Origin of the sequence: Streptomyces sp. NPDC096079, assembly GCF_040303145.1 — a bacterium.
Lineage (GTDB): Bacteria > Actinomycetota > Actinomycetes > Streptomycetales > Streptomycetaceae > Streptomyces.
The window spans coordinates 420,086-432,988 of record NZ_JBEOST010000004.1 but is presented as its reverse complement, the minus strand read 5'-3'; the positions used below and the strand labels follow the sequence as shown (position 1 = coordinate 432,988).

Below are 12,903 nucleotides of genomic sequence, written 5' to 3'. Positions count from 1 at the left end.
GCGGGGCCGCCCCTCAGGCGGCCCCGCCGTTCAGTTCGAACCACACCACCTTGCCCACCTCGTGGTCCTCGACGCCCCAGGAGTCGGCGAGTGCCTGGACGAGGACGAGTCCCCTGCCGTTCGTACCGTCGTCGGCGGGCGGTGCGGGCGGCTTCGTGAGTCCGGGCACGAAGTCGCGGACCTCGACCCTGAGCTGCTCGGGGACGACCGTCGCGGTCACGACGGCCCCGTGTTCGGTGTGCACCAGGGCATTGGTCACCAGTTCGCTGGTGAGGAGTTCGGCCACGTCGGAGGCGCCCGGTCCGCCCCATTGCCGCAGCAGTTCACGCAGGGCGTGCCGCACCTCCGGCACCGCGGTGAGATCCGCGCATCCCACCTTTCTGAGCAGTTGAGTCGGCTGTCGTGCCTCCCCGGCCATATCCCCCACCCACAGGTCGCGTCGAACAGGCTCACGGGGATGCATGCCCCGCCTCACCGTCCGCATTCATGAGGTGGGGCTTTCCGGACACCGCTCAGGGCCTGGGGACGTTCCGCAGGTTGGAGCGGGCCATCTGGAGCATCCGGCCCACTCCCCCGTCCAGGACGATCTTGCTGGCGGAGAGGGCGAAGCCGGTCACCATGTCGGCGCTGATCTTGGGCGGGATGGAGAGCGCGTTGGGGTCGGTGACGACGTCGACGAGCGCCGGCCCCTTGTGCCGGAAGGCGTCCTTGAGGGCGCCCGCGAGCTGTTTGGGCTTCTCGACGCGGACGCCGTAGGCCCCGGCGGCGCGGGCGATGGCGGCGAAGTCCGGGTTCTTGTTCGTCGTCCCGTACGAGGGGAGGCCGGCGACCAGCATCTCCAGCTCGACCATGCCGAGGGACGAGTTGTCGAACAGCACGACCTTCACGGGCAGGTCGTACTGGACGAGGGTCAGGAAGTCGCCCATGAGCATCGAGAAGCCGCCGTCGCCGGAGAGGGAGACGACCTGGCGGTTCCGGTCGGTGAACTGGGCGCCGATCGCCTGCGGCAGGGCGTTCGCCATGGAGCCGTGGCTGAACGAACCGATGATCCTGCGCCGCCCGTTGGGCGAGAGGTAACGGGCCGCCCAGACGTTGCACATGCCGGTGTCGACGGTGAACACGGCGTCGTCGTCGGCGAGGTCGTCGAGGACGGAGGCGACGTACTCGGGGTGGATCGGGGTGTGCTTCTCGACCTTGCGGGTGTAGGCCTTGACGACGCCCTCCAGCGCGTCGGCGTGCTTCTTCAGCATCTTGTCGAGGAACCGGCGGTCGGTCTTGGCGCGGACGCGCGGGATCACGGCCCGCAGGGTCTCGCGGACGTCGCCCCAGACGGCCAGGTCGAGCCGGGAGCGGCGGCCGAGGTGCTCGGGCCGGACGTCCACCTGCACGATCCTGACGTCGTCGGGCAGGAAGGCGTTGTACGGGAAGTCGGTGCCGAGCAGGATCAGCAGGTCGCACTCGTGGGTGGCCTCGTAGGCGGCGCCGTACCCGAGCAGACCGCTCATGCCGACGTCGTACGGGTTGTCGTACTGGATCCATTCCTTGCCGCGGAGGGCGTGGCCGACCGGGGCCTTGATCCGCTCGGCGAACTGCATCACCTCCGGGTGCGCCCCGGCGGTCCCACTGCCGCAGAAGAGCGTCACCCGGTCGGCTTCGTCGATCATCCGGACCAGGGCGTCGATCTCGGTGTCGCCGGGGCGGACGGTGGGCCGGGTGGTGACGAGCGCGGTCGCGGCGGACTTCTCCGGGGCGGGCTGGGAGGCGATGTCGCCGGGGAGCGCGACGACGCTGACCCCGCCGCGGCCGACGGCGTGCTGGATCGCGGTGTGCACCAGCCGGGGCATCTGCCGCGGGGTGGAGATGAGTTCGCTGTAGTGGCTGCACTCGCGGAACAGCTGGTCGGGGTGGGTCTCCTGGAAGTAGGAGAGGCCGATCTCGCCGGACGGGATGTGCGAAGCGAGCGCGAGGACCGGGGCCATGGAGCGGTGGGCGTCGTACAGGCCGTTGATGAGGTGGAGGTTGCCGGGCCCGCAGGAGCCGGCGCAGGCGGCGAGGCCGCCGGTGATCTGGGCCTCGGCGCCCGCGGCGAAGGCGGCGGTCTCCTCGTGCCGTACCTGGATCCAGTCGATCGCCGGAGTACGGCGGATCGCGTCGACGACCGGGTTGAGGCTGTCACCGACCACTCCGTACAGACGCCGGACGCCCGCGCGGACGAGGATGTCGACGAACTGTTCCGCCACGTTCTGTTTGGCCATGGCTCCATCAACACACGGCCCGGCGGGTTACGCCTCCCAGACGGCCACCCCCGTACGGTCGTCGGCGTAGCCGGTGACCCTCAGCTGGGTGTCGGCGAGGAAGGCGGCGAGACCGGGCGGCTCCGTGTCGGCCCAGCGCGCGGCGAGCTCGTGGGCGAGGGCGGGTTCGCCGCGCATCGGCTCGGCCAGACCGGGCGAGGCGAGGAGCAGGGTGTCGCCCGCACGGGCCACGGAGGCGCGGAAGCGGAACGGCTCCGCGGGCGGCGGGACGGGCTCCTCGACGAGCGGCGGTGCGGTGGTGATGCCGAGGTCCATGGTGAGCCTGTCCCCCTCCTCGGTCGCCTCCGGGGCGGCGGGCGGCGAGCCGAAGCCGACGACGGGGGCGCCGGTGACGGCGGACGGTTCGGGCAGGAGCGGTTCGAGGTCCTGCCAGGAGCCGTCGCGGAGCCGGAAGAGACCGCCTCCGCCGATGCCGAAGAAGACCCGGGTGCGGCACTCGGGGTCGGCGGGGACGAGCAGGCAGCGCAGGGTCGCGGTGTACTCGTCGGGCGCGAGGCCCCGCTCGGCGGCGCGGGCCCGCAGCTTGCCGTAGGTCCGGTCGGTGAGCCGGTGCAGTCCGGACTTGAGGTCGCCGCGGCGGCCGGACCTGATGTCCTCGGAGAGCCGGGCGTGGCTGCGGCAGACGGCCTCGGCGATCCAGTGGCAGGCGTCGGCGGCGGCGAGGTGGGCGTCCTCGGCGGCGCGGCCGCCCGCGGCGACGGCGACGAGGACGAGGGCGCTCTCGTCGTGCCCGAAGCGGGCGGTGAGCAGGGCGTCGCGGCGGGGTTCGCCCCGGTAGCGGGCGGAGTCGCCGCGTACGGAGGCGGCGCGCAGGGTGCAGGTGCCGTAGCGGGCGCCGTCGAGGACGGTGTCGGCGACCAGCTCGGCGAGTTCGCCGGGGCGGGCGACGGGCAGTGCGGTGGGCTCGGCCTCGTAGGTGGGCGGCCTGCTGCCGACGAAGCCGGTCCTGGGCCGGGGCACCGACACCTCGACGGTGAGGTCGGGGTCGGAGGCGGCGTCCGCGAGCGGCACCTGGACGGTGGGCGTCTCGACGGGCGGGGCGGCGGGCGGCGGAGCGGCGGGAAAGGTCCGGGGCCCGCCCGCCCCGGACGCCTCCCAGGGCGCGGGGCCGGGTCCGGCCGGCGGCGGCGCGGGGGGAACCGAGACCTTCGGCGGCACCGGGTCCCGGCCCGGCACCGCTCGGGGTGTCGTGTCGAAGTGGTCGTCGAGCGTGTCACCCGAGACCGTCGGGGCCGTGTCCGGCGCCGACTCGTCGTAGAGCTTGTCCCACCAGTTGTCCCCCTGCTGAGTCATGCCCTTATTGTCCACCGCGCACGGCGCCCGAAAACGGGACATCAGGAAAACCGTTGCTGCGAATGGGTGGTCCGCCGGGCGGCCCCACCCCCCACGGGAAGGACGCCCGGCGGACCGGCGTGATCAGCGCACGTCGTAGGCGCGGACCACGGTCTGGGTGACGGAGTTGCCGTTGGCGTCCGTCAGTTCGGTCCTCAGTGTGACCTGCTTGCCGGTCGCGCCCGCGTGGTTCACGGTCGCGGTCCAGCCGCCGCCCTGCTGAGAGACCCGCGCTTCGGTCCAGGTCGTGCCCCCGTCGTAGGAGTACGAGAGCTTCGCCGAGGTGAGCGCTGCGGGGGTGTAGCCCGCGTGACCCGTCGCGGTGAGGCCGATGTGCTGGCCGTCGGTCGCGGCGAGGGTCTTGAGTCCGTCCTCCGGAAGGTCGTACCGGGGGAAGAGAATCGGGATGCCCTGAGAATAGACGCTCTCGTCAAGCTTGGAGGTGAATTTCCACACCGAATTGACGGACGTGGAGCGGGCCCACACCTTGCTGCCGATCTTCATGGTGTTCTGTTCGAGCGTGTACGTCCCGGCTTCGGCCGGTACCTCGAAGACGCCGAACGGCCAGCCGGTCTCGCCGATGAGCTCGCCGTCGCGGCTCAGGCTCAGGTTGCCGATGTCGCCGAAGGAGCCGGGCTCGGCGTGGTGGGTGCGGTCGCCCCACATGGCGTTCGCGAAGCCGATGAGGTTGCCCTGCCGCTCGGAGACCAGGACCGGCTTCCCGGTGGTGTCGCGCGGGGCGGTGGGGGCGATGACCCCGTCGTACCAGGTTTCGGTGCGCTTCTCGCCGGGCGCGTACGCGTGCCGGGCGCCGATCATGATCTCCCCGAACGGGAAGCTGCTGTTGACCATCTGCTGCCAGACGGTGTCACCGGCCGAGTAGTACTCGGTGCGGGTGCCGGGCGCCGGGACGGTCTCCAGGGAGCCGAAGGAGATGCCGACGCCGTTCGGGCGGTAGGCGGCCGGGAAGTCCGTGAAGTCGGTGGTGACGCCGGCCGAGCCGTAGGCCGAGTCCGTGCGGCCGAGCTTGGCGTCGTGGACGCGGTACTCCTCGTCGGTGCGGATCGCGCCGGTCTCGGGGAAGGCCAGGTTGTAGAGGTAGGGGGTCTTCGCGGTGGCCTTCCAGGCGAGGGTGACCTCGCCGGCGGCCAGCCTGCCGAGGAGCGCGGTCGCCTCCGTGGACGGGACGGAGAGGACGGGGAGGCCGAGGCCGGTGAACCCGCCGGTCGGGTACCAGCGGCCGGGGCCGGAGTGGTACGTGACGACGGCGACGGCGCCGGCGGCCTTGGCGTCCCGGGCGAGGGTGCCCGCGCCGGTGGAGTCGTCCGGGAGGCGGACGAGGGCCACGCGGCCCTGGACCCCGGCGGCCTTCAGCTCGTCCGGCGTGCCCGTGCCGGCGTCGACGAGGCGGGCGGAGCCCGTGCCGTCGAGGTTGTCGGAGCCGAGGGAGGCGGTCAGCGGGTGCAGGGCGAGGCCGTCGCCGGTGCGCAGCGAGGCGATCTGCGGGGCGGCGGCCCGCCAGTAGCTGCCGAACTCGAAGTCGCCCTCGTCGGCGGCGCCTTCGACCGAGGCGTAGTAGCCGCGGATGGTCCGCGGTCCCGTGGCGGTTCCGGCGTGCAGCCAGAAGTCGTCCCAGGAGCGGGCGAACGCGAGGGTGGCTCCCCGGAGTTCGGAGGCCTTGTCGGTCCTGACCGACAGCTTGTGGGCCTTGCGGGCGTCGAGGACGACCGTGGTGTCCTTCTTCAGCTCCAGCTGCGGGCGGCCGAGGTAGCTGAGCGAGTCGTTCAGCGTGGCGCCCTCACCCGCGTCGGGCGTGGTGACGAAGGAGGAGAGGAAGTAGCTGCCGGGGCGCAGGCGGTAGACCTGGTCGGCGGCCCCCTCGTTGAAGCGGCGCTCGCCAGTGGCGGTGTCGGTGCCGATGACGTCGAGGGAGGAGGCGCCGTCGGCCGGCTCGCCCTGACGGTCGATCAGCTTGACGCGCAGGGTGACGGTCTCGGGCTCCACGTGGAGGGAGAACGGGGTGGAGACGTGGATGCCGCCCTTGCCGGTGGCGACGACGCGGCCGGTGACGTCGCCGTACTGGGCGCGCTCCAGGCGGGCGTCGGGGGCGAGGTCGAGCGGGACCTCGACGGTGGCGCCGGCCGGGACGGTGACCGTCCGCTTCCCGAGGCGGGCCACGGTCGACCGGACGGCGGAGCCGTCGTTGCCGGTGACCTTCTCGACGGCGAGGCTCAGGGTGACCGGGGCGCCGGACGTGTTGGTGTACGGCACGGAGACCGTGGTGCGGTCGCTCTTGTCCTGGGGCCAGTTGAAGGTGCCGCCCTGGACGGCGGGCGCGCCGAGGACCGTCTGGTCGATCGCGGCCTTGACGTCGAGGCGGCCGCCGCCCACCTCGCGGACGTCGCCGGGGACGCCGCTGTCGGCGGAGGCGACCAGGGCGGACTTGATCTCCTGGGCGGTCCAGTCGGGGTGGCGCTGCTTGACGATGGCGGCGGCGCCCGCGACGTGCGGGGTGGCCATCGACGTACCGGACATGGACTGGTAGGCGTACGCGCCGCGGCCGCCGGCCGCGGCGGCGGAGATGCCGACGCCGGGCGCGGCTATCTCGGGCTTGAGGGTGTGGTGGACGATCGTCGGGCCGCGGCTGGAGAACCAGGCGGTGGAGTCGTCGCGGTCGGTGGCGCCGACGGTGAGCACGCTGGGCGCGCAGCCGGGCGAGGAGACCGTGTTGAGCGTGGGACCCGAGTTGCCGGCGGCGATGACGAACAGCGTGCCCTCGTTCCGGGCGAGTTCCTCGGCCGCGACGCTCATCGGGTCGGTGCAGTCGGTGGGTACGGAGCTGCCGAGGCTCATGGAGACGACGTCGGCGCCCTGGGCGACGGCCCACTCCATGCCCGCGATGATCCAGGAGGCGGCGCCGGAGCCGGAGTCGTTGAGGACCTTGCCGTTGAGAAGGTCCGCGCCGGGGGCGACGCCCTTCTTCTTCCCGTCGCTCGCGGCGCCGGAGCCGCCGACGGTGGAGATGGTGTGGGTGCCGTGGCCCTGGTGGTCGTCGGTGGTGTCGGAGTCGGTGAAGTTCTCCGAGGCGACGATGCGGCCCTTGAGGTCGGGGTGCTCGGCGTCGGCACCGGTGTCGAGGACGGCGACCTTGGTGCCCGAGCCGTCGTAGCCGGCGGCCCAGGCCTCGGGGGCGTGGATCTGCTTCGTCGACTGCTCCAGGGTGGCCTCGACCTTGCGGTCGAGCCAGAGCTTCTTCAGGCCGGAGGCGGAGCGGGCGGCCGGGGCGCCGATCTCGGCCCAGAAGGTGGCGGCCTGCTTCTTGTCCGTCTTGAGCGCGACGCCGTCGACGGCCTTGAGGACCTGGCCGCGCCGGGCGCCGCGGGGGGCGGCGGGGACGGAGCGGGTGAGGTCGGAGCCGTAGACCGCGATCAGGGGCAGCGTGGTGGTGGCGGCGTCGTCGTAGCCCTGGCGGATCAGGCCGGTGACGTTGAAGAGTTCCTCGTCGACGCGGCCGGCGGCGAGGGCGGCGGTGGCGTCCTCGGGGTAGACGTACAGGTCCTGGCCGGAGCGGCGGGTCTGGACCAGGGGGACGGTCCCGTCCTCGCGGGGCAGGGCCGTGGCCGCCGGGTTGCCGTCGACGTCGCGGGTGACCAGGACGCGGTCGCCGGTGACCAGGGTCACCGTGGCGGTCCTGGCTCCGTCGCCGGCGCGGGCCGGGGCCTCGCTGCCGACCAGCGGTCGCTTGCCGGCCGAGTCGTCCTGTGGCTCATTCGCCATGGACGGCGCGACCGCGGTGACGGCCAGGACGACGGCGGTCGCCGCCCCCAGGGCCGTACGCGAAATCGGGCGCATCGCTCTCCCCATCTGAATCCGGAAAAAGGGCACAAGGCACCCATCGCCGGAGGCTGTTGGTGCTGCGGTGGCGCCACATTGGCAGAGGTGAGGGCGGTACAGGGATGATGGGACAGGCGGGAATACGCCGTGGCCGTTTCCCGCCAGGTCACCAACGGAACGAATGCCTCCGGTGAACGTCCCCGGAAGATCGGGGACGCTCCCCGGAGGTGCGGCGAGGGGTGGGGCATCCATGCTGGGAGCGATAGGTCTCGACGAGCGCCAGGAGTCCGCTTACCGCGCCCTGGTCGCGCTGGGCGCGGCCGAGGTCACCGATCTCGCGCACCGGCTCGCCCTGCCCGAGCAGGACACCGAGCGGGCCTTGCGCCGCCTGGAGTCCCAGGGGCTCGCGGCCCAGTCCTCGGCCCGCACCGGCCGCTGGGTCGCCGCGCCGCCCGGCGTCGCGCTCGGCGCGCTGCTCACCCAGCAGCGCCACGAGCTGGAGCAGGCCGAGCTGGCGGCCAAGCTGCTCGCCGAGGAGTACCGCGCGGAAGCCGCGGAGGCGGCCGTGCACGACCTGGTGGAGGTGGTGACCGGTGCGAGCGCGGTCACCCACCGCTTCCTCCAGCTCCAGCTCGGCGCCCAGGAGGAGGTCTGCGCCCTGGTGACCGGCAAGCCGATCGCGGTCTCCGGCATGGAGAACGACGCCGAGGAGCAGGCGGCGGGGCGCGGCGTCCGCTACCGGGTGGTCCTGGAGCGCGAGGTGCTCACCCTCCCGACCGGGCTGCTCGAACTGTCGGCGGCGCTCGGCCGCGAGGAGAAGGTCCGGGTGGCCGACCGGGTCCCCACGAAGCTGGTCGTCGCCGACCGGTCGCTCGCCATGGTCCCGCTGACCGGCCGGGGCGCCGAGCCCGCGGCGATCGTCGTCCACGCGAGCGGGCTCCTCGAATCGCTGATGGGCCTGTTCGAGTCGGTCTGGCGGGACGCGCTGCCGCTGCGGCTCGGGGCGGGCGCGCAGGTCACCGAGGACGAGGCGCCGGGGCCGGACGTGATGGACCTGGAGATCCTCTCGCTGCTGCTGGCCGGGATGACGGACGCGAGCGTCGCCAAGCAGCTGGACCTGGGGCTGCGGACCGTGCAGCGGAGGGTGAAGGGGCTGATGGAGCTGACCGGGGTGACGACCCGGCTGCAGCTGGGCTGGCACGCGTACGAGAAGGGCTGGGTCGCCCGCGGCTGAGGCGGGGGCGTGTGGGAGGGTGAGCGGCTGATTCCGCTTGCCTCCCGACCCCTGGAGTTCCGCCCCGATGAACGGACGACGCCGTCGTGCCCTGCTGGTCGCCGTGACCCCGATGCTGGAGCCCGGTGAGCGGGTGGAGGTGACGACCGTCATCAACCTGAGCAGCGTCTCCGTGCGGCGGACCACGGCGTTCGCGGTGGCCTCCGCGATCGCGTCCGGCGGCGCGATGGCGGTGGTACCGACCCCCGTGCCGATGTACCTGACGATGACCGACCGCCGGATCATCATCCACCGGGCCGACCCGGTTTTCGCCAAGCCGGTGGAGCACACCGTGACGGTGCCGCGCGCGGGCCTCGTCCGCTCGGAGATCAAGGAGCGGATCGTCAACTCCTCCTTCGTCGTCTCCCCCGCGGAGGGCGGGACGGGCCTCAAGCTGGTCTTCCCGCTGCTCGGCCGCAGGGAACGCGACCTGGTGGCCGCGGCGCTGCCCGTCGCGGCCTGACGGCCCGGCCCCCCGCCCAGTACCCCGTACGCCCCGTGCGACCTGCGGGAATCCGGGGCATCGTGCACGCTGGGCAGCGTGGGTGTGTGGCAGCTCCTGATGATCGCGACGGTGATGCTGCTCGGTCTGTTCGGGGTCCTCGCACCCGGCGTACCGGGGACATGGCTGGTGTGGGCGGCGATGCTCTGGTGGGCGCTGCACGAGCGGACCGACCTCGCCTGGATCCTGCTCGCCTCCTCGACCGGCCTGCTGCTCCTCACCCAGGTGATCGTCTGGCAACTGCCGCCGCGCCGCCTCCGGGGCGTCGGCATCACCCGGCGGATGGTGACGTACGCCGGGGTGGGCGCCGTCCTCGGCTTCGTCCTGATCCCGGTGCTCGGCGCGATCCCCGGCTTCGTCGGCGGGATCTACCTCTCGGAGCGGCTCCGGCTCGGCGGCCACGGCCAGGCGCGGGCGGCGACCCGGGCCGTGATGCGGGCGGCGGGCACGAGCGTCCTCGTCGAGCTCTTCGCCTGCCTGCTGATCGTGGGGGCGTGGGCGGGGGCGGTGGTCTGGGGCTAGGGGGTGTGGAGGTCCGAGGTCCCGGGCCGGACCCGTCCCGGGACCGATCCGCCGGGGGCGGGACCGCGCGATGCTGGACGCATGAGGGACTTCGAGGGCTTCAGCGAGGCCGAGCTCGCCTATCTCACGGAGGGCCGCAGGCTCGCGCGGATGGCGACCGTCGACCCGTCCGGGCAGCCGCAGGCCAATCCGGTGGGGTTCTTCCCGCAGGAGGACGGAACCGTCCTGGTGGGCGGGCTCCGCATGGGCCGGACGAAGAAGTGGCGCAATCTCCGGGCCAACCCGAAGGTGGCCCTGGTCGTCGACGACCTCGCGAGCGTCCGCCCCTGGCGGGTGCGGGGCGTCGAGATCCGCGGCGAGGCGGAACTGCTGGTCGGCCCGCACGAGCTGGGCCCGCACTTCAGCCCGGAGGTCATCCGGATCCATCCGCGCAGGATCCACAGCTGGGGTCTCGGGGACTAGGGGGTGTTTCGACAGTCCTGCGCGGGTGCTGTGCGGGACTTCCGAAACACCCCCTAGAGGGCGGCCGGGGCCGCGCCGAGGTACCGCGCCGCGTAGGACCGCCACGGGCGCCACTCGTCCGTCTCCGGGGTGCCCGTCGGCGGCACGTCCGGGTCGCCGAGGGCCCGCATCCGGATCAGCGCGGCGGCTTCGGCGGTCACTCCGGGGACGCCGAGCAGGGCGCGCTCGGCCTCGTCGCGGTCGGCGCCGGGGTCGAGGCGTACGGCTCCGTCGGTGAGGGCGCGGGCCAGGGGGCCCGCGACGGGGTGGCCGGTCAGGGCGGCCGGCTCGGGGAAGACGTGGGTGAGCGTGCCGCAGGCGGTGGCCAGGGGCGTGCCGTGGAGTTCGACGAGCCGTGCGGACTCCTCGGCGCCGAGGACCGTCCGCAGCGCGAACTCCTCGGGCTCGGCCGTGCCCGGGGAGCGCACGCCGGGCCGGGCGGCGACCTCGGCGGCGAGCCCGGGGGCGGCCCCGAGGCGCTCGGCGACCGCGTACGGGTCGGCGTCGAGGTCGAAGAGCCGCCGCAGCCGGTGCACGGCGGTGGTCAGGTCGCGGAGCTCGGTGAGGTGGATCCGGGCCTCCAGCCAGCGCCCGCCGGAGCGCTCGTCGACGGAGACGACGCCGGTGCCGTACGGGAGGCGGAGCGTGCGCCGGTAGGTGCGGGCGCCGGGTGCGCCGACGACCTCCTCGACGCGCGGTACGGCCTCGGCGGCGAGCAGGTCGAAGACCTCGCCGGCCGCGTAGGGACCCCGGTGCGCGAGCCGCAGCGGCACTCCGGCGGCGAGCGCGGTACGGGCTCCCGCGCCGCTGCCGGCCTCGGCGCGCAGGGCGGTGGGGGTGCGGGCGTAGACGGCGCGGATCGTCTCGTTGAACTGGCGGACGCTGGCGAATCCGGCCGCGAAGGCGATCTCGGTGACGGGCAGACCGGTGGTCTGGAGCAGCAGCCGGGCGGTGTGCGCGCGCTGGGCGCGGGCGAGCGCGACGGGCCCGGCGCCCAGCTCGGCGGTGAGCTGGCGCTGGACCTGCCGGGTGCTGTAGCCGAGCCGCCCGGCGAGTCCGGGCACGCCCTCGCGGTCGACGACGCCGTCGCCGATCATCCGCATGGCGCGTCCGACGACGTCGGCCCGGACGTTCCACTCGGCGGAGCCGGGCACGGCGTCGGGGCGGCAGCGGCGGCAGGCGCGGAAGCCGTGGCCCTGGGCGGCGGCTGCCGTCGGGTAGAAGGAGACGTTCTGCCGTTTGGGGGTGACGGCGGGGCAGCTGGGCCGGCAGTAGATGCCGGTGGTCCGGACGGCGAAGAAGAACTCTCCGTCGAACCGGGCGTCCCTGCTGCTGACCGCCTCGTAGCGGGTGTCGTCGTCCCTCATGGCTCCCAGTGTGCGGGAGCCGTCCCGGCCCGGCTCGCGGTTTTCGGACACCACGGTCGGGCGCGGGACGGTGACGCCTCCAGGGACATTCCGGACCGGCCCTAGCGGCCCCGGCCGCCGCGCTTGAGCTCCATGGCGGTGCGCCCCTCCCGGCCCATGCGCTTCCACTCCTTGAGCATCTCGTTGCGGACGCGGGCGTCGGTCTTGGCCACGATCCGCCGGTTCTCGCGGATCAGCTTGTGGTAGCTCTCCAGCCGGCGCACGGGCAGGGAGCCGTCCTCGATCGCCGCCGCCACCGCGCAGCCCGGCTCGGACGCGTGGGAGCAGTCGTGGAAGCGGCAGTCGGCGGCCAGCTCCTCGATCTCCGAGAAGACCTGCCCGACGCCGGCCTCGGCGTCCCAGAGGCCGACCCCGCGCAGTCCGGGGGTGTCGATGAGGACTCCCCCGCCGGGCAGGACGAAGAGGTTGCGGGTGGTCGTGGTGTGGCGGCCCTTGCCGTCGACGTCACGGGCGGCCTGGACGTCCATGACGTCCTCGCCGACGAGGGCGTTGGCGAGGGTCGACTTGCCGGCGCCGGAGGCACCGAGCAGCACGGTCGTGCCGCCCGAGACGGTCGCGGCGAGCACGTCGAGCCCTTCTCCGGTGCTGGAGCTGACGGGCAGCACCTGCACGCCGGGCGCGACGGTCTCCACGTCCTCGACGAGGTAGGAGAGTCCGACCGGGTCGGGCACGAGGTCGGCCTTGCTGAGGACGACGATCGGCTGGGCACCGGACTCCCAGGCCAGGGCGAGGAAGCGTTCGATCCGGCCGAGGTCGAGCTCGACGGCGAGCGAGACCGTGATGACGGCGTGGTCCACGTTGGCCGCGAGGATCTGGCCCTCGGACCGCTTGGAGGAGGTGGAGCGCGCGAAGGCGGTCCGGCGCGGCAGGCAGGCCCGCACGTACCGGGGGTCGCTCACGCCCTCCGGGTCGACGGCGGCCCAGTCGCCGGTGCAGACGACCCGGAGCGGGTCGTGCGGGGTCACGAACGCCGTGTCGGCGCGGAGGACCCCTTCGGCGGTGGCGACGTCGCACTGGCCGCGGTCGACGCGGATCACGCGTCCGGGGACGAGTCCCCGGGCGGCGTACGGCGCGAAGGCGGTGGCCCAGCCGGAGTCCCAGCCGTGGGCGTCGAGCGAGGAGGAGGAAGAGGTGACGGAGGAAAGCGGGAAAGACAAGGGGGACCCTTCAGAGGGGTGGCCCCGGCAGCGCGCTCCG

Annotated in this window: 10 protein-coding genes; 4 read left to right on the top strand and 6 right to left on the bottom strand. The window is 73.5% G+C overall.

Annotated elements, in window-relative coordinates; translation table 11 throughout:
• Positions 1-13 precede the first annotated feature (13 nt).
• The 4 genes from ABTY59_RS12285 to ABTY59_RS12270 all read right to left on the bottom strand — a co-directional run bounded on the left by ABTY59_RS12285 (position 14) and on the right by ABTY59_RS12270 (position 7,499).
• Complete coding sequence (locus ABTY59_RS12285; RefSeq protein ID WP_502995357.1) at positions 14-463, bottom strand: ATP-binding protein; 450 nt, start codon at positions 461-463, stop codon at positions 14-16.
• A 49-nt stretch (positions 464-512) separates the two neighbouring features.
• On the bottom strand, positions 513-2,255 hold the full coding sequence (locus tag ABTY59_RS12280; protein WP_352018837.1) for a pyruvate dehydrogenase: 1,743 nt from the start codon (positions 2,253-2,255) through the stop codon (positions 513-515).
• Between the two features lie 27 nt (positions 2,256-2,282).
• Complete coding sequence (locus tag ABTY59_RS12275) at positions 2,283-3,608, bottom strand: protein phosphatase 2C domain-containing protein (RefSeq protein ID WP_352018836.1); 1,326 nt, start codon at positions 3,606-3,608, stop codon at positions 2,283-2,285.
• 123 nt (positions 3,609-3,731) lie between these two features.
• Positions 3,732-7,499 (bottom strand): S8 family serine peptidase, encoded by a 3,768-nt coding sequence (locus tag ABTY59_RS12270; protein ID WP_352018835.1) that lies wholly within the window; start codon positions 7,497-7,499, stop codon positions 3,732-3,734.
• 232 nt (positions 7,500-7,731) lie between these two features.
• Between ABTY59_RS12270 and ABTY59_RS12265 the strand changes: the two genes are divergently transcribed.
• From ABTY59_RS12265 to ABTY59_RS12250, 4 genes are all read left to right on the top strand, one after another.
• A complete protein-coding gene (locus ABTY59_RS12265) occupies positions 7,732-8,715 on the top strand; it encodes a helix-turn-helix domain-containing protein (RefSeq protein WP_352018834.1) in 984 nt (327 codons plus the stop codon).
• 67 nt (positions 8,716-8,782) lie between these two features.
• Positions 8,783-9,217 carry a hypothetical protein gene (locus ABTY59_RS12260; protein ID WP_352018833.1) on the top strand — a complete coding sequence of 145 codons (435 nt, stop codon included), beginning with the start codon at positions 8,783-8,785 and terminating at the stop codon, positions 9,215-9,217.
• 78 nt (positions 9,218-9,295) lie between these two features.
• The gene (locus ABTY59_RS12255; protein WP_352018832.1) at positions 9,296-9,778 is read left to right on the top strand and encodes a DUF456 domain-containing protein; all 483 of its coding nucleotides are present in this window, start codon (positions 9,296-9,298) and stop codon (positions 9,776-9,778) included.
• Between the two features lie 81 nt (positions 9,779-9,859).
• Positions 9,860-10,240, top strand: a complete 381-nt coding sequence (locus ABTY59_RS12250) for a PPOX class F420-dependent oxidoreductase (protein ID WP_352018831.1) — start codon at positions 9,860-9,862, stop codon at positions 10,238-10,240.
• Between the two features lie 53 nt (positions 10,241-10,293).
• Here ABTY59_RS12250 and ABTY59_RS12245 read toward each other — a convergent pair whose 3' ends face one another.
• Both ABTY59_RS12245 and rsgA read right to left on the bottom strand, forming a co-directional pair.
• A complete protein-coding gene (locus ABTY59_RS12245) occupies positions 10,294-11,646 on the bottom strand; it encodes a DNA-3-methyladenine glycosylase 2 family protein (RefSeq protein ID WP_352018830.1) in 1,353 nt (450 codons plus the stop codon).
• A 101-nt stretch (positions 11,647-11,747) separates the two neighbouring features.
• Positions 11,748-12,863: a ribosome small subunit-dependent GTPase A gene (gene rsgA, locus ABTY59_RS12240; RefSeq protein WP_352018829.1), complete on the bottom strand. Its 1,116-nt coding sequence runs from the start codon at positions 12,861-12,863 to the stop codon at positions 11,748-11,750.
• Positions 12,864-12,903: the final 40 nt, after the last annotated feature.